We start from the raw sequence: 18122 nt of genomic DNA on the forward strand, positions 1-18122 counted from the left end.
TTCTTTATTCAACTGTCAAACCCCCGACTGCTCAAATACAATCGTCTATATTATCCGGCAAGATAAATTCGTCTACTTGCTGATCAGCTACGCCCTGCTTATAAAAAAACATGGTCGACAGAGCTTAGGCAGGTGCTTTTTATTTTCATGAAACATAGCAGAAAATATGTGTTTTTATTATCCATTCTCATTTTACATCACACCACTGGACTATGATTATTCAACAAAATTCTATACTATTTTCATTATTATACATTTACAAATTGTTAAATACAAGAAAATATGATACTATGCAGACAAATAAACAGATGTAATCCCGTCTTTGACAGTTAGAAGAGAAAAAAACGGCTACAAACCCAGTAAATATGGGAGGTGTAGCCGTTTCTTGTCTTGCATCGATATGTGCTATATTTCAGGTCTTTTTAAAATTTTTGTATTTTTAATGATTGTTCGCATAGAGGCTTTCGTAATGATCTCGTAATCCGTACGGAATCCAAAACTCTGATGCAGAGCATCTGTAAGTTCCGTGCGAGTATACGAAGGAATATAACTACTGGCAGCACTTAAAAAGGTCATATTCATGGCCCGCAGAGTTTGGATGATCTGGTCACAAGTGAATCTGTTCCCAATCTTTTTCTCTAAGAGCCGATAAATAATCAGGCTGATATAGCAAGTCATGAAATGGGCTTTGATCCGATCTTCTCGGCGGACAAATGCGGGACGGGAGCCGAGTTCATCTTTCATGATCCGGAAGTTTTCCTCTATTTCCCAACGCTGCTGATTAATCCGGATGATATCACCCACGTCTCCTTCCAGATTCGTCACTACTGCGTAGAACCCATCATACATTGCTTCTTTTTCTATCTGTTCCTGATCAAGTCCATACACTGTTTTTTCAGCAATCTCTCCATCTTTGGTAACAGTCGTACGTTTTACAAACCGCATAGGGTCATTTTGGTTTGTTCCTTTTCTCTTTTTTCCTGGTGAATCCAAGATCTTTTGTGCCCGTTCAATCTGACATTCCCGGAGCTTTCTCTGGTAAGCAGCATATTTCGGAGAATAGGTAACAATCAGTGTCTCATCCATATCTCCTGTTATAAGGGGATATTCCTTATAGTAAACGGAGTTATAGATTTCTTCATCTGTTTCATCCAGTGTACGAAGGTCGATGAACTTCTGTGCTCCTATCTTGCGGAACTGTGTGGGATTCATCGCTTCTTTTCGCTCTTCCGCCTTCATTTTTTTCAGGGAATGTGTGATTACATAAGCCCTGTGGTTGAAACTGTTGAAGCGGCGGTTGTTGTGAGAACCCAATCCACTGTCTGAACAGAAAATAAATTCGCTGCAGTTGAAATCCCGGATGATCTTTTGCTCTAACGGTTTTAAAGTGGTCTGCTCATTCTGGTTTCCGGGAAAAATATCGAAAGACAGAGGAATTCCATCCGCATCCATAAATAATCCCATGGTGACAATCGGATTTGGTCGGTGTTCTTTGCTTTTGCCGTATTTGCGTAGTTCATCTTCCTGCTCGATCTCGAAATAGAAGTTTGTGCAGTCATAGTACAGGATTTTTTTGTTCCGGGGATGGACAAAGTTGGAATTCCGGTATAACTCACTTTGTATAAAATCGGATTCTTCTGCAATAACAGAAAGGGCGCGGTAAACATCCTGCAAATGATACTTTGGTGGTTCCAGCAGAGTTTTGCAGTACTCATAGCTTTCACGTTTACTGGAAGGATGGAGAATGCGTGCATAGATCAGATCCGTAAAAACAGCGAGCAGGTCATACTGATACTTGTGACGACTTTTGATCGACCGACAGATCTTATCCAGCCGGAGCTCTGTAACCAGAGACTGGAGAAAGAGATATCCGGTATTAAAAAGGCGCTGTTCATTTTTTAGGATGCGAGCTCCTTGTGAAAAGTCCACTGATACTTTTCCATTTTTCAGATTATAAAGTTCGGTTTCTTTCTTTGCCTCGTTTCTGGCCCACGCCATCATCTTATCCTTATCATTGTCGAATTGTGCGAGGAGATCGTTCATCTTTCCCAATTTTTTATAGATATGGGAGGAAGTTTTTCCATTCTCTTTGCGGAAGGACTGATAAATATATACATCTTTGTTGTTTGCACTACCTGTGATATTTACGTACATAAAAAACCTCTTTTCTTTTTATTATATCGCAACTAGCACAAACAAGCACTAATAAATTTAAAAAATTTGACAAAAAAAGTGCCTTTTTATAGGCATTGTAAGGTTTTTTTCTTTATTCAACTGTCAAACCCCCGGAAACCGAAAAGAAATTCTTAAGAATTTTTGTAGGTTTTAGATGAGTTTTAGGCAGAGTGAGAGGAAATACTTGCCGGGTATCTCATTTAGTGGTATGATGGACATCAGTGATTGAATACAGAAAGGAAAAAAGAACGTGACCTATCAAGAAGCAAGGGTATATTTGGACGAAGTGTCGAAATACGGAAGTGTACTTGGCTTGGATACAATCCGAGGTCTGTTGCGTGAGCTTGGCGATCCCCAGAATGATCTAAAGTTCATACATATTGCAGGAACGAATGGAAAAGGTTCTGTACTTGCATACACTTCAACCATTTTAAGTGAGGCAGGATACAGGATCGGGCGCTATGTTTCACCGACAGTGGTTTCCTATTTGGAGAGGATCCAGATAGACGGCAAAATGATAACAGAGGAGTCCTTTGCAGGACTGACGCAGAGAATAAAAGAAGCGATTGCCCGAATGAAGGCTGCGGGAAAACCCCATCCGACAGTTTTCGAGATAGAGACGGCGATGGCTTTTTTGTATTTCCGGGAAGAAAAGTGTAATCTTGTTGTTTTAGAAACAGGGCTTGGCGGTGCACTGGATGCGACGAATATAATAGAAAACGTGCTGTGCGCGGTATTTGCTTCTATTAGCAGAGATCATATGGGGATATTGGGAAATACAGTAGAAGCGATCACAGAAAATAAGGCAGGCATCATAAAGCAAGGCTGTACAGTGGTTACGACAAGACAGCAGGAAAAAGTGAAAGAAATCTTGCAAAAAAAAGCGAATAAAAAAGCGTGTCCATTTATAGAAGCAGATATGAGCGCAGTGGAAATACTGGAAGGATCCTATAAGGGAAGCTGTTTTTCTTATAAAGAGTATCCCCGGATACGTACATGTCTGGCAGGAAATAATCAGGTGGAGAATGCCGTGACCGCGCTGGAGATTATAGAAGTGCTGAAAGACAAAGGGTATGAGATCGCACCGAACTGTGTGTACCGGGGAATGGAAAAGACGAGATGGACAGGCAGGTTTTCCTGCATTTTAGAACATCCTCTCATGATTCTAGATGGAGCGCACAATGAAGATGCGGCACGGCGCCTGTATGAAAATGTGACAGCTTATCTGCCGGGGCGACGGCTGATCTACATTATGGGAGTATTTAAAGATAAGGAATACGCAAAGATCGTACAGATCATGTGCCCTCTCGCGGCATCCGTCCATACGGTGGATCTGCCGGATAAAGAGAGATCGCTTTCGGCAGAGAAGCTGGCTGAGGAAGCAGAAAAATATTGCCCGGCGGCGCAGGCGGAAAAAAGTATCGAAAATGCGGTGGACAAAGCGATGGCGGAGGCGGGAGAAGAAGATGCGATCCTGGTGTTCGGTTCGCTGTCTTATCTGGGCGAAGTTTTGGAGATTGTGAAAAAAAGGAGAGAAATAGATGATAGATGAGGAGAAGGTAAAGCAGGGGATCCGGCTTCTGTTGGAAGGAATAGGTGAAGATATAAATCGGGAAGGTCTTTTGGAGACACCGGACAGGATCGCTCGTATGTATCGAGAGATATGCGGGGGAATGGAAGAAGATGCAGGAGAACATCTTTTGAAAACTTTTCACGTGGACAGTAGTGAGATGGTAATAGAAAAGGACATTACCTTTTATTCGACCTGCGAACATCATCTGCTCCCCTTTTATGGAAAGGCGCATATTGCGTATATACCCAACGGGAAGGTCGTGGGTTTAAGCAAGTTGGCACGTACAGTGGAAGTGTTTGCGAGGAGACTGCAGTTGCAGGAACAGCTTACTGGTCAGATTGCGGACGCGCTGATGGAACATATAGATCCGAAAGGAGCAATTGTACTGTTGGAAGCAGAGCATATGTGCATGACTATGAGAGGAATCAAAAAACCGGGAAGCAAGACAGTTACATTAGCCCGTAGAGGAGCATTTCTCCGAGATCCTGCTCTGGAGGAACAGTTTTTCCGGATGCTGAGTCGTTAGGAGGGCTGCTAAGATGAAGAGAGTCAATGCGATCTGGGAACATCCTGTATTCCAGGCATATTATAAAAGGCTGCAGGAACTGGAAGCTGACAGGATTTTTTGCAGGCACCAGTTGGAACATCTGCTGGATACGGCGCGAATCGCATATATACAGAATCTGGAGGAACATCTGGGGTTAGAAAAGGAGTGGATCTACGCGGCTTCGCTTTTACATGATGTAGGAAAATGCTGTCAGTATGAGGAAGGGATACCTCATGAAGTGGCCTCTGCGCAGATTGCGGAGAAAATCTTACGTACACTACCGAATGAGCAGTGTTTTACGGAAGAGGAAATACGGCAGATTGTAACGGCAGTCAAGGGACATAGAAAAGCGAGGGAAAATATGGAGCCGTTGGAAAAACTGCTCTGTGAAAGTGACAAGAAATCCCGGATGTGTTATGCATGTCCGGCAGAGAAACTGTGCAGTTGGTCTGAAGAAAAGAAAAATAAGGAGATAGAAAGGTGAAAATAGGGAATAGATTTTTTGATACAGAGAACAAGACATATATCATGGGTATCCTGAATGTGACGCCGGATTCTTTTTCTGACGGGGGACGATATAACCAGATGGATAAGGCGTTGTTTCACGCAGGAGAGATGATAGCGGACGGAGCGGATATTCTGGATATAGGCGGAGAATCTACAAGACCCGGACATACACGGATCCCAGATGAAGAAGAAATCGACCGTGTTGTTCCGGTGATCGAGAAGATCAGGCAGGAATACGATATTCCGGTTTCTGTGGATACATATAAGAGCAAAGTGGCTAAGGCGGCGCTGGAGGCAGGCGCAGATCTGGTCAACGATATATGGGGGCTGAAGGCGGATGAGGAAATGGCGGCTTTGATCGCCGCATATAAGGTGCCCTGCTGTCTGATGCATAATCGTACAAATATGGAGTATAAAAATTTCCTGCAGGATTTTATAGAAGATCTGCAGGAGAGCGTAAAACTGGCACAGAAAGCCGGTATTGAAGAGGATAAGATCATTTTGGATCCAGGAGTAGGATTTGCCAAAACATGTGAGATGAACCTGGAGATCATACATCGTCTGGAGATCCTGCATGATCTTGGGTATCCGATCTTACTAGGGACATCCAGAAAATCAGTGATAGGGCTGACACTGGATCTCCCGGCAGAAGAAAGAGAAGAAGGCACGCTTGTGACAACTGTGTTTGGAGTACAAAAACGCTGCGCTTTTGTGCGAGTACATGATGTGAAGAAAAATAAACGGGCGGTGCAGATGACGGAAGCGTTGTTGAGGGAACACACAACAGACCGGTAAGAACGGGAAAGGAAATAAAAGAATGGACAAAATCAAGATAGAAGATCTGGAAGTGTTTGCCAGACATGGAGTATTTCCGGAAGAAAACGTGCTCGGACAGAAGTTTCTTGTCTCTGCCGTATTGTATGTAGATACAAGGAAAGCTGGAATGACAGATGAACTGACGGCTTCCATCCACTACGGAGAGGTCAGCCAGTTTATCGATCGTTTTATGAAAGAGAATACGTGTAAGCTGATCGAACGCGCGGCAGAGCGTCTGGCAGAAGAATTGCTTTTACATACGCCGCTTTTAAAAAAGATAAAATTGGAAATAAAAAAGCCATGGGCGCCTGTGGGACTGCCCCTCAAAACGGTATCTGTGGAGATCGAAAGAGGCTGGCATACCGCCTATATCGCGCTTGGATCGAATATGGGAGAGAAAGAGAAGTATCTGGATATGGCAGTGGGGAAGTTGAAAGAAACGAAAGGATGCAAAGTAGAGAAGGTGTCTTCTTATCTTGTAACGCCTCCTTATGGATTTACAGAGCAGGAAGATTTCTTAAATGCATGTCTGGAACTGAAGACACTGCTCATGCCGGGTGAACTGCTTGCCAGGCTCCATGAGATCGAGCAGGAGGCCGGACGCGAAAGAGTGATCCATTGGGGACCGCGGACGCTGGATCTGGATATTATTTTTTATGATGATATGATCTGTCAGGAGGAAACACTTTGTATTCCCCATGTAGAGATGCATAAGAGGAAATTTGTCCTTGCGCCCTTGCATGAAATCGCGCCGTATAAGAGACATCCGGTATATGGAAAGACAGTCAGAGAGATGCTAGAAGAGCTGGGATAAACCCAGCTCCCTTTGTTTTATAGTAATTCTTCAAATGTGTCGTAAAACTGAGGGTAGGATACGTCTACACATTTACTGTCTAAGATCTGTGTATTGCCTTTGGCGATCAGTGCTGCAATGCTGAATGCCATAGCAATCCTGTGATCTAATAGTGTGTGGATGACAGCGCCTTTTAGTGGGCGGCCTCCATGGATCACTATACCATCTTCTGTGGCGGTGACTGCACAGCCCATGGCCAGCAGATTATCTGTGATCGTCTCGATCCGGTCCGTTTCTTTGACTTTTAATTCGGCGGCATCACGGATGATGGTGGTCCCTTCGGCCGCTGCCGCCATCACAGCGATGATCGGGATCTCGTCGATCAGAGTAGGAATGATGTCTCCCTCTATGGTAGTGCCGTGCAGAGTACTTGTGCGCACGAGAATATCGGCGATCGGTTCGCCGCTCTGGGTGTGTTCATTGAGAAGAGTGATGTCTGCCCCCATGTCTTCGCAGACCTTTAAAAGTCCTGCTCTGGTAGGATTGATGCCCACATTCTGGATCAAGATCTCGGAATCCGGGACCAACAGGCCGGCGGCAATAAAATATGCGGCAGAAGAAATATCGCCGGGTACAAGGATGCGCTGTCCATAGAGTTCTCTGCCTGGGTTTAGGGAGACAGTTGCCTGTGTGCTGTCCAGAGCATGGCTGGAATGGAGGTCTGCTCCGAATTCTCTGAGCATAAGTTCTGTATGATTTCGGGAAAGGCTTGGTTCTGTCACAGAAGTTTCAGTGTCCGCATACAGACCGGCAAGAAGAATACAAGATTTTACTTGCGCAGATGCTACCGGAGAAGAATAGTGGATGCCATGAAGTTTTCCGGGTGTGATATAAAGCGGGGCACAGTCGTTTCGTAAAATACTGGAGATATTTGCGCCCATTTGCGTAAGTGGTTCCATGATCCGCTTCATAGGGCGGGCATTTAAAGAAGCATCTCCAGAAAGTTTGGAATCAAAAGGTTGTCCGGCTAAAATACCGGCTAAGAGTCGGGTTGTTGTGCCGCTGTTTCCTACATCTAAAATATCTGTAGGCGGCATAAGCCCATGCAGCCCCTTTCCGTGTATACGAACAGAAGAACCGTTTTCTTCGATTTCGATCCCCAGTGTGCGGAAGCACTGGATCGTGGCGCGGCAGTCAGCTCCCTTTAAGAAATTTTCGACTTCTGTTATTCCATTCGCAATGGAACCAAACATGATACAGCGGTGAGACACAGACTTGTCTCCCGGTACGGTAATGGTTCCTTTTAAGCCATTGATACTGCATAATTCCATTTTTTTATCCAATCCTTTCTCGTATGTATTCTCCTTAAATCTCATAGACGATATATCGATATTTTCTAAGAAGCCGTCCGGCATTTTCAGAAGATCCCTCATCATAAAATTCAATGCGCAGAACACCTTCTTCGAATTCCCTGTTGTGGACGATACCGATATTTTTGATACTGATGTGGTTGCTTGCAAGTATCGTGGCAATCGTGGCAATCCCCCCGGCCTCGTCGACAATATCACAGTAAAGAGCAAATTGCTTTTTGATCGGGCCGGCGGAAGAGTTGGGCACGGAATTCCGGTAATCTCTGGAAGATTCAAACATGGTATATAGTTTCTGCTCGGCTCCATTTTCAATCCAGGTTTTTGCCTGTTTTAGTTCCTCTATATATTGTTCCAGTATTTTTGCGATGTTTTCCTTGTTTTTCAGGCAGATCTGCTGCCACATGACCGGGGAGGAGGAGGCAATACGGGTAATGTCTTTGAAACCTCCGGCAGCCAGCATTTTCATAAGTTCTTCCTTTGTGTCAGTATCTTTTACAAAATTGACAAGGCAGGAAGCAATGATATGCGGCAGATGACTGATCGTGCCGGTGATCTGATCGTGTGTTTTATAGTCCGACAAAATCGGGAGCGCCTTTAAAGATTCTACGAAAGCACAGTATGCCTGTACTTTTTCTTCCGATACTTTCGCGGATGGCGTGAGGATATAATATGCGTTTTCGATCAGATGCGCTTTCGAGTTGACAAAACCACTTTTTTCCGATCCGGCCATAGGATGTCCGCCGATAAAATATTCTTCCATACCAAGAGCGATGACTTCCCGGTGGATGGAAGTTTTGACACTGCCTACATCGGTGAGTATACAGTTTCTGTCCATATATTTTTCTAATTGAGAAAGATAGGCTGCATTATAAGAGATCGGAGCGCACAGAAAAATATAGTCACAGTGTTTGAAATTGTCGTCTATAGAAGAACAGGAGGTGTGGATCGTTCCCTCTGCGATCGCAAGAGCAAGAGTTTCTTTATTTTTATCAAATGCGATCAGCTCACAGTCCGGATAGTATAGCCGTATTGCTTTGGCAATAGAACCGCCGATCAGCCCAAGACCGATAAAACCAATTTTTTTAAGTGAGATAGTTGTATGCATGCTCATAGTCCTTTCTAAGGTATAACTCATGTCCAATATTTTATCACTTTGCATTATAAAAGTAAAATGGAAGATGCGTGTCAGAAAAAAATGTGGAATAGTTGTTAAAACTTAATAAAATAGTTGTAATTATTGTTGGGTTTTAGTACAATATACACATATGATATATGCGCGCAGAGAGAACGTGACGAGCTGTGCACATAGAAAACTACACACAAGGAGGCAGCAGCATGAAGGTTTACAGAACAGACGAGATTAGAAACGTAGTATTGCTCGGACATGGCGGGAGCGGAAAGACAAGTCTTGTAGAAGCGATGTTGTATGTATCGGGGGCATCTACACGCATGGGAAAGATCGCAGACGCAAATACAGTCGGTGATTTTGACAAAGAAGAACAGAAGCGCGGTTTCTCGATCAGCACCAGCCTGGTTCCAATAGAATGGGAAAAGGCAAAGATCAATATTCTGGATACACCGGGGTATTTTGATTTTGTCGGTGAAGTAGAAGAAGCAGTTAGTGCGGCGGACGCAGCGGTTATAGTAGTGTCGGGTAAGGCCGGCGTACAGGTAGGCACAGAAAAGGCATGGGAACTATGTGACAAATACAATCTTCCGCGCATGATCTATGTGACAGAGATGGACGTAGATGACGCAAGTTTTCGGCAGGTAGTCGAAGATCTGACCGCACGGTATGGAAAGAAGATAGCACCACATTTCCAGCCGATCCGTGAAAATGAAAAATTGGTCGGATATATCAATGTCATTAAAAATGCAGGCCGCCGCTATACAGGTGTGGGACAGCGAGAAGAATGTGAGATTCCGGAGTACTGTCTGCCCAACCTTCAGATCTTAAGAGACGCGCTTATGGAATCTGTGGCAGAGACAAGTGAAGAATTTATGGAAAGATATTTTAACGGAGAAGAATTCTCGGTCGAGGAGATACGTTCGGCGATGCGTACAGAGGTTATGGACGGAGATATTGTTCCTGTGGCAATGGGATCGAATCTGCAGGCACAGGGGGTGGCAAATCTGCTCTCTGATATTGTAAGATTTTTCCCAAGTCCGGATAAGCGCACCTGTGCCGGTATCAATAGGACGACCAATGATATTTTTGAAGCAAATTATGACTTTGCAAAAGCAAAGACAGCATACGTATTTAAGACAATGGTAGATCCGTTTATCGGAAAATATTCATTCGTAAAAGTTTGTTCGGGCGTATTAAAAGGAGATGATGTCTTATACAATGCGGATGCAGAGGCAGAGGAAAAGCCCGGCAAACTCTATACAATGTGCGGGAACAAACCGTCTGAGGTATCGGAGTTGTTTGCGGGAGATATCGGAGCGATCGCGAAGCTGACCAACACCCGTACAGGTGACACACTTTCCACAAAAGGAACGACGGTTACCTACGCCAAGACAGAATATTCGGTACCATATACATACATGCGGTATCGTGTGAAGAATAAAGGCGACGAAGATAAAGTGTCGCAGGCACTTGCAAAGATGACCGCAGAAGATGTGACTCTGAAAGCGGTCAATGACAGTGAGAACAGGCAGACACTGCTGTATGGAATGGGCGAACAGCATTTGGAGATCGCGGCGAGCAAACTCGCGGCCAGGTATAAGGTGGAGATCACACTGGAGACGCCGAAAGTTGCTTTTAGAGAGACGATACGCAAAAAATCCGATGTAGATATGAAATATAAAAAGCAGACCGGTGGGCATGGACAGTATGGACATGTGAAGATGAAATTTGAACCTTCCGGAGATCTGGAAAAGCCGTTTGTATTTGAGGAATGTGTAGTCGGAGGAGCTGTGCCGAAAAACTACTTCCCGGCAGTGGAAAAAGGACTCCAGGATTCGGTATTGAAAGGTCCTCTTGCAGGGTATCCGGTAGTCGGCGTGAAAGCAATCCTCTATGACGGCTCTTATCACCCGGTAGATTCTTCTGAGATGGCGTTCAAGACAGCGACGAGCCAGGCATTCAAAAAAGGATTTATGGAGGCAGGACCGGTACTGATGGAACCGATCGCGTCTCTGAAAGTGACTGTGCCGGATGATTATACAGGAGATGTGATGGGTGACTTAAACAAGCGGCGTGGACGTGTGCTGGGCATGAATCCGATCGCAGGCGGCAAGCAGGTGATAGAAGCAGATATTCCAATGACCGGATTGTTTGGATACTGCACGACGCTGCGTTCCATGACCGGCGGCAGAGGAACTTATGAATATGACTTTGCAAGATATGAACAGGCACCGTCAGACGTACAGGAAAAAGAAATCGCGGCGAGAGAGTCAGGAGAATAGAAAAATATGTGGGAGGATGGGCAGTGCCCTCCTCCCACAATGTATATAAAGTGAGAATAAAGAAAGTGCTAAAAGCATTGTAGTTTATACATAAAAGTGCTATAATTTGTCTGCCGTTGGCAAAAAAGGAAAAATGAGAAGGAAAATCGAGGAAAAGACAAATGAAAATAGTAATTATCGGGGACGGTAAAGTAGGATATAAGCTTGCCCGGGCGCTTTCCGCCGAACAGTATGACATTGTCATGATTGACAGTAATGAGAAAAAGCTAAAGGCAGCAATAGACCGTCTGGATATTTTTTGTGTGACCGGAGATGGGGGCAGCGTAGCTGTTCAGAAAGAAGCAGACGTTCCCCATGCAGATCTGGTTATCGCATGTACTTCAACAGATGAATGCAATATGCTGAGTTGTTTGATCGCAAAACGGCTTGGAGCCAGGCATACGATCGCGAGAGTAAGAAATCCAATGTATTATCAGCAGATCGATATTTTGAAGGAAGATCTGCATTTAAGTATGGTAGTCAATCCGGAACTTACCATGGCAGGAGAAATCTCCAGGCTTTTGCTTTTCCCGGATGCAAGTAAGATAGAGACATTTGTAAAAGGACGGGTGGAACTTATAGAGTATGTATTGGCGAAAAAGAGTCCTTTGATCGGAATGTCTCTTGCCCAGATGTATACGAGATCACAGATCAAGCTCCTGGTATGCGCGGTGGAAAGGAGCGGAGAGGTTTTTATCCCGTCGGGAGATTATATATTGGAAGAATGGGACAGAATACACATTGCCGCATCGCATAAAGAGATCGAGCAGTTCTTTAAGCTTGCAGGATACCATAAACAAAAAATCAGGAAAGTAATCCTCTGCGGCGGAGGAAGGGTCAGCTATTATCTTGCCGTCCAGCTGCTGTCTATCGGCATGCAGGTCAAGATTATCGAGAAAGTAGAAGAAAAGTGTGAGAAGTTAAGTGAGCTCTTGCCAAAGGCGACGATCATCAACGGCGATGCTTCAGATCATGATCTGCTGATAGAGGAAGGCATAGGGGAAGCAGACGCTTTTATCGCGCTGACAGGTATGGATGAGGAAAATATCATCATGTCTTTATTTGCCAAAGGACAGGGAGTAGATAAGATCATTGTCAAGATCAATGAGGATCGGAGAGCAAAGATGATAGAGGACTTTGGTCTGGACAGCATTGTATCGGCAAAAACCGTGACAGCAGACGCTATACTTAGCTATGTACGGGCGAGGAGAAATTCACAGGGAAGTGTAAATGTGGAAACGCTCTATCAGCTTGTAGATGATAAGATAGAGGCACTGGAATTTATTGTAAAATCAGAGACAGAATATACCGGAGTTCCGCTAAAAGAATTGCCATTGAAATCCAATAATCTGATCGCATGTATTGCGAGAAAGCGAAAAATCATTATTCCGAATGGCGAGGACTGTATCCAGGTGGGAGACAGTGTGATCGTTGTGACCATGGAAAAACAGATCCAGGATATTCGGGATATTTTGATGTAGGTGCGGCTCATGAATAAGAGGATGATATTATATATTTTAGGGAAAATGCTGGGGGTAGAAGGAGCAGTACTTTTGATCCCAGCGCTGGTTTCTTTCTTATATGGGGAGGAAAGTTCTCTGTCTTTTTTAATCGTCAGCGTAGTATTAGGGTTCCTTTTTTTCCTCTTCGGGAAAAAGGCTCCGCAGGAAAAGACGATATACGGAAAGGAAGGCTTTGTGATCGTCGGGATTGCATGGGTATTGTGGTCTTTATTTGGTGCGTTGCCGTTTTTTCTTTCCGGAAGCATCCCTAATTATCTGGATGCGTTTTTTGAGACAGTTTCCGGTTTTACGACAACAGGCTCTACAATACTGACAGATATTGAAATACTGCCTAAAGGGATTGCTTTTTGGCGAAGTCTGACGCATTGGATAGGCGGTATGGGCGTGCTCGTGTTCGTCATGATGCTTACGACCTTGGAAGATGATCACTCTATGCATTTGATGCGTGCAGAAGTTCCGGGACCGGAGGCAGATAAGCTGGTGCCCAGGGCGAGGCATTCGGCGAAGATCTTATACGCAATGTATTTTGTGCTGACTGTTGCAGAAGTGATCATGCTCATGCTCGGCGGGATGAGTTTTTATGCTGCATTGCTTCATGCTTTTAGTACTGCGGGGACGGGAGGCTTCTCCAACAGAAACGCAAGCGTGGCCTATTATGACAGCGCGTATATTGACGGCGTGATCACGGTTTTTATGATTTTATTCGGAGTTAATTTTAATTTATATTTTCTGATTCGGTTAAAAAAATGGAAAAGTGCGTTGAAAAATGAAGAACTGCGGACATATCTTGGAATCATCGCGGCTTCTGTTGCTGTGATCACGATCAATATTTCTCATATGTATGAAGGCGTGGCAGAGGCTTTCCGCTATGCCTCTTTCCAAGTTGCCTCCATCATTACGACAACCGGTTTTTGTACGGCAAATTATGATCTGTGGCCGGAATTGTCCAAGGCTATCTTGCTTGCCTTGATGGTCGTGGGAGCGTGCGCAGGGAGCACAGGCGGCGGGATCAAAGTTTCAAGACTGCTGATCTTGTTAAAGACAATCCGGCAGGAGATAAGAAGGATACTGCATCCGAAATCTGTGACGATCGTGCGGGTGAATGGAAAAAAAGTAGGTCGGGATACAATGCAGGGTGTATATCTTTACTTTATTGCATACATACTGGTCATTATAGGATCCATACTTCTTGTATCTATTGATAATTTTGACTTTGCGACTTCCTTCAGCGGAGTACTGACAACGGTAAACAATGTGGGACCGGGTATCGCGCAGGTAGGGCCGATTGAGAATTTCCATATGTTCTCCCCTTTGTCCAAGATTGTTTTTTGCATAGATATGCTGGTTGGACGTCTGGAAATTATTCCTTATCTGATTATCTTTTCACCAGATCTGTGGAGAAGGAAATTTTAATGTACAGCGAAGATAAAGAGGGAACGAGACAATTTTGTTATTTCATTTTAGGAGGAAAAGATGAAAAATTTTAAGACAAAGATTATGGCAGTGATTGCAGTCCTGCTTTTGGCGGGAATTTATTATTACGTGGCTCTGCCTGCGATTAATATCCATTCTACGGGATTTTGGATATTTCTCATTATGCTCCTTGTGTTGGCGGCAGTATATTATGTGAGGAAAAAGAGGTTAAACAGATACGAGTTAAAAACTTCTAAAGGGCTGAAGGTTATTCTGGGGATATTAGCGGCTGTTGTGATCGTCTATCTTGCAGGAACACTTTTGTCTTCTCCGATCGTCAACGCCAGAAAATATCAAAAACTGATGTCTGTGGATAACGGAGAGTTTTCAAAAGACATCGAGGAACTTTCATTTGACCAGATTCCACTTTTGGATAAGGATTCGGCGGCAATCTTAGGGAACAGGAAGATGGGAAGTATGGTAGATATGGTCTCCCAGTTTGAGGTAGATGAACTGTACAGTCAGATCAACTACCAGAACCAGCCTGTGCGGGTATCTCCTTTGCGGTATGCCAACATCATCAAATGGCTGACAAACCAGAGCGAAGGGATTCCGGCGTATATCAAGATAGACATGGCGACACAGAACACAGAGTTGGTAAAATTGGACGAGGGCATGAAATATACGGAAAGCGATCATTTCAACCGAAATATTTACCGACATCTGCGTTTTAAATATCCGACATATATTTTTAACGATCTTAGTTTTGAGATTGATGATTCAGGGGTTCCGTATTGGATATGTCCGGTGAAAAAATTTAATATTGGCCTGTTTGGCGGAGAAACGATCGGAAGAGTCGTGCTGTGCAATGCGGTCACCGGAGAGACAGAAGATTATAGTATAGAAGATGCACCGGAATGGATAGACCGGGCATACTCTGCAGATCTGCTGGTGGAATTGTATGATTATTATGGAACGTTAAAGCATGGGTTTTTTAACAGTATATTAGGACAGAAAGATTGTCTTCACACGACAGACGGGTATAATTATCTGGCGATCAATGATGATGTCTGGGTATATACCGGGGTAACTTCTATCACAGGAGATCAGTCTAATGTAGGCTTTGTGTTGATGAACCAGCGTACTATGGAAACAAAGTTCTACGAAGTAGAGGGAGCGACAGAGTCATCGGCGATGTCGTCCGCGGAAGGTCAGGTACAGAATCTGAAATATAAGGCTGCTTTCCCGCTCTTGCTTAATATTTCCGGGGAACCCACATATTTTATTGCTTTGAAGGATGATGCAGGTCTGGTGAAAAAATATGCGATGGTGAACGTGCAGAAATACCAGATCGTAGCGATCGGGGATACGGTCAGTGCGTGTGAAGATAACTACACGACACTTATGTATGAAAATGGCATTAAGCAGACAGAGGAAGACACGAGAGATATACTGACTGTTTCTGGAAAGATCACGAAGATAGCACAGAGTGTTATTGAAGGAAACTCACATTATTATATTATGCTGGAAGGTTCGGAAGACATCTTTGATATACCGGTCGTGGATTTCATTGATATCATCAAATTCAATGAAGGAGACGAGGTGACGGTAGAGTATAAAGAAGGAGAACCGAGCAATACAGTTTTGTCCTTGAATGGAAAAGAGGCAGTCAAGCAGGTCGAGGACAGGGTAAGGGATGAAGAATGATAGTTCGGAAGAAAACAGGAAAATTTTAGAAAATAAGGATACAAAAAACAGCAGGGAGACATCTCTGCTGTTTTTTGTATGAAGATAAAAGACCTAATTTAATACAGTATAATCAGGAGAATCTATTTCTGGAATTTCATTCTTATCTGCGCTGATACTCAGATAGAACTCAATATTATTTTCGTTGGAGATTTTGCTTAGCTTTTGAAGAAAAGCAGGAAGGCTTTCTAATGTAATATTTACCTGTTTAAGAACACTGTCAATAAAAATTGCTTCAATATCATGGTTGCCGGCTACCATGCCGTAAAGGAATCCTACAAATTCCTCCAAAGTCAGAATATCCTTATAATCAGCCATACGGATCGCACGGATATTAAAATCTACAGTATACGTATCCTTGTGGCTTTTTTTAATTAAAACTACATTTCCGTTGGACGTCTTTACCTTTTCGTTGGCAAGGTCTATCATTTGTTGTGTTTTTCCGCTGCCTCTAGGGCCTGTTATTAAATTTACCATGGCGAATCTCTCCTTATATGTATGTATTTTTGAGACTTCTCACCTCTCAAAGATCTTATAAATATTATACACTAAAGCAGTGCATGGAACAACTAAAAAAAGGATAAAATAACAGAAAATCAAAGAAAGAATATAGTGAGAAAGTTTATCAAAAACATACGTTGAAAGAGGAAAAACGGTATGTTATCATAAAGTGAATTGAAAACTATTCTCAATATATAGGAGGAAAGCATGCCGGCGGAAGTCTTATCTTACTTTTTAAAAAACAGTGATCAGAAACTACGTCTGAAGTTTCAAATTGTGCTTCAGTGCGCCCCCTTTTTAAAAGGGCTGAAGATTTCATCGGTGATCACGGTGGAAAGTATTCTCTACGAAGAGTTAGAAGAAATATTTCGGGAAATGGATATTTCCTATCGGAAACTTTGCAGTATGGAGGAGAAATCTCTTATTCTGTTTTTTCATGCCAAAGAGTTGCAGGAGTATTTGATTCGCCCGGATATACGGAGTTTATTGGAAGCGTTTGGCTATCATAGCAAGGATCTGGAGCCATGTTTAAGTAGATTATCTGAACGAGTATGTGTTTTTTCTGAACGAGGAATGGGATTTCCTCATGAGATAGGCGTTTTCCTGGGATATCCGGCGGAGGATGTCAGTGGTTTTATCGAGAACGAAGGGCAGCGGTATCGGATGAGCGGATATTGGAAGGTATATGGGGATATTTCAGAAGCACAGACGACCTTCAATGCATACGACCGTGCTAAAGATCATGCAGTCAATGAATTTTTGATCGGAAAAAGTATTCAGGAAATTGCGCAATAGAATATTGACAAAATCTTTCTTCTTTGCATATGATAAGACATCGGTAAAATTTTATGGAAGACAAATAAAGGGGAGAGAATGCATATGGATACAAATACGCTGATCGGAATTTTTATACCGTTTGCCGGGACGACGCTTGGAGCGGCGATGGTCTTTTTTATGAGAAAAGGAATGAATGAGGCGCTGCAGAAACTTCTTCTAGGTTTTGCGTCGGGAGTGATGATTGCGGCATCTGTCTGGTCACTGCTGCTTCCGTCTATTGAGATGGCAGAACAAAAGGGCGGGATCGCCTGGATCCCAGCGGCAGGAGGTTTTTTACTTGGAATGGGATTTTTGCTGCTGTTGGATACGTTAACTCCGCATTTGCATTTTACAGAGGAAAAACCAGAAGGGGTTCCGGCCCATTTAAAAAAAACAACGATGCTTGTCCTGGCAGTGACTCTTCACAATATTCCGGAAGGCATGGCGGTAGGTGTTACATTTGCGGGCGTTTTGTCTCAGAATAATGTGATGACTATGGCAGGGGCATTTGCTCTGGCAGTCGGCATCGCGATCCAGAATTTCCCTGAGGGAGCTATTATCTCCATGCCTTTAAAAAGCCAGGGGCTATCTAAAGGAAGAGCTTTTGCATATGGAGCGTTGTCCGGGATCGTAGAGCCGATAGCGGCTTTTGGCACTATATTACTGACAGGATTGGTTGTACCTCTTTTGCCATATCTATTGTCTTTTGCCGCGGGCGCTATGATCTATGTGGTTGTAGAAGAACTGATCCCGGAGGCACAGATTGGAAAGCATTCCAATATCAGTACGATCGGGGTAGCGTTCGGTTTTGCTTTGATGATGATCTTGGATGTAGCGTTAGGCTGACTATTTATAGAAAAAAAGCTTGCAATCTGGCTAGATGAGTGGTATC

15 protein-coding genes are annotated in these 18122 nt (G+C 43.7%); 11 read left to right on the forward strand and 4 right to left on the reverse strand.

Annotated features, from left to right (window positions below; genetic code table 11):
* Positions 1-405: 405 nt before the first annotated feature.
* Entirely contained in the window at positions 406-2154 is a 1749-nt protein-coding gene (locus tag BN3282_RS09910; RefSeq protein ID WP_059066375.1) for an IS1634 family transposase, read from the reverse strand.
* Between the two features lie 271 nt (positions 2155-2425).
* Between BN3282_RS09910 and BN3282_RS09915 the strand changes: the two genes are divergently transcribed.
* From BN3282_RS09915 to folK, 5 genes are read left to right on the forward strand one after another with little or no spacing between them, the layout of a single operon-like run.
* Entirely contained in the window at positions 2426-3727 is a 1302-nt protein-coding gene (locus tag BN3282_RS09915) for a bifunctional folylpolyglutamate synthase/dihydrofolate synthase (protein WP_059068816.1), read from the forward strand.
* Positions 3717-4274: a GTP cyclohydrolase I FolE gene (gene folE / locus BN3282_RS09920; RefSeq protein WP_059068818.1), complete on the forward strand. Its 558-nt coding sequence runs from the start codon at positions 3717-3719 to the stop codon at positions 4272-4274. Before BN3282_RS09915 ends, folE begins: the two co-directional genes overlap by 11 nt.
* Before the next feature lie 13 nt (positions 4275-4287).
* Positions 4288-4779: an HD domain-containing protein gene (locus BN3282_RS09925; protein ID WP_059068819.1), complete on the forward strand. Its 492-nt coding sequence runs from the start codon at positions 4288-4290 to the stop codon at positions 4777-4779.
* A complete protein-coding gene (gene folP, locus BN3282_RS09930; protein ID WP_059068821.1) occupies positions 4776-5597 on the forward strand; it encodes a dihydropteroate synthase in 822 nt (273 codons plus the stop codon). Before BN3282_RS09925 ends, folP begins: the two co-directional genes overlap by 4 nt.
* 22 nt (positions 5598-5619) lie before the next feature.
* Complete coding sequence (folK, locus tag BN3282_RS09935; RefSeq protein WP_059068823.1) at positions 5620-6432, forward strand: 2-amino-4-hydroxy-6-hydroxymethyldihydropteridine diphosphokinase; 813 nt, start codon at positions 5620-5622, stop codon at positions 6430-6432.
* Positions 6433-6449: 17 nt separating this feature from the next.
* Here folK and aroA read toward each other — a convergent pair whose 3' ends face one another.
* Positions 6450-7742, reverse strand: a complete 1293-nt coding sequence (gene aroA, locus BN3282_RS09940) for a 3-phosphoshikimate 1-carboxyvinyltransferase (RefSeq protein WP_059070368.1) — start codon at positions 7740-7742, stop codon at positions 6450-6452.
* Between the two features lie 34 nt (positions 7743-7776).
* Positions 7777-8886 (reverse strand): prephenate dehydrogenase, encoded by a 1110-nt coding sequence (locus tag BN3282_RS09945; protein WP_059068824.1) that lies wholly within the window; start codon positions 8884-8886, stop codon positions 7777-7779.
* Between the two features lie 230 nt (positions 8887-9116).
* Here BN3282_RS09945 and BN3282_RS09950 point away from each other — a divergent pair, with 230 nt between their 5' ends.
* The 4 genes from BN3282_RS09950 to BN3282_RS09965 all read left to right on the forward strand — a co-directional run bounded on the left by BN3282_RS09950 (position 9117) and on the right by BN3282_RS09965 (position 15874).
* Positions 9117-11192: an elongation factor G gene (locus BN3282_RS09950; protein WP_059068826.1), complete on the forward strand. Its 2076-nt coding sequence runs from the start codon at positions 9117-9119 to the stop codon at positions 11190-11192.
* A gap of 161 nt (positions 11193-11353) precedes the next feature.
* Positions 11354-12712 (forward strand): Trk system potassium transporter TrkA, encoded by a 1359-nt coding sequence (gene trkA, locus BN3282_RS09955; RefSeq protein ID WP_059068827.1) that lies wholly within the window; start codon positions 11354-11356, stop codon positions 12710-12712.
* A 9-nt stretch (positions 12713-12721) separates the two neighbouring features.
* Positions 12722-14167, forward strand: a complete 1446-nt coding sequence (locus tag BN3282_RS09960) for a TrkH family potassium uptake protein (RefSeq protein ID WP_059068829.1) — start codon at positions 12722-12724, stop codon at positions 14165-14167.
* A gap of 60 nt (positions 14168-14227) precedes the next feature.
* Positions 14228-15874, forward strand: coding sequence for a hypothetical protein (locus BN3282_RS09965; RefSeq protein ID WP_059068830.1), 1647 nt, complete (start codon positions 14228-14230; stop codon positions 15872-15874).
* Between the two features lie 93 nt (positions 15875-15967).
* Here BN3282_RS09965 and BN3282_RS09970 read toward each other — a convergent pair whose 3' ends face one another.
* Positions 15968-16390: a hypothetical protein gene (locus tag BN3282_RS09970; RefSeq protein ID WP_059068832.1), complete on the reverse strand. Its 423-nt coding sequence runs from the start codon at positions 16388-16390 to the stop codon at positions 15968-15970.
* A gap of 231 nt (positions 16391-16621) precedes the next feature.
* Here BN3282_RS09970 and BN3282_RS09975 point away from each other — a divergent pair, with 231 nt between their 5' ends.
* Both BN3282_RS09975 and BN3282_RS09980 read left to right on the forward strand, forming a co-directional pair.
* Positions 16622-17209 carry a DUF3793 family protein gene (locus BN3282_RS09975; protein ID WP_059068834.1) on the forward strand — a complete coding sequence of 196 codons (588 nt, stop codon included), beginning with the start codon at positions 16622-16624 and terminating at the stop codon, positions 17207-17209.
* A gap of 84 nt (positions 17210-17293) precedes the next feature.
* Positions 17294-18076 (forward strand): ZIP family metal transporter, encoded by a 783-nt coding sequence (locus BN3282_RS09980; protein WP_059068835.1) that lies wholly within the window; start codon positions 17294-17296, stop codon positions 18074-18076.
* The last annotated feature ends 46 nt before the right edge of the window (positions 18077-18122 follow it).

It is taken from the genome of Mediterraneibacter massiliensis, from assembly GCF_001487105.1.
In the GTDB taxonomy this organism is placed as follows: domain Bacteria; phylum Bacillota; class Clostridia; order Lachnospirales; family Lachnospiraceae; genus Mediterraneibacter; species Mediterraneibacter massiliensis.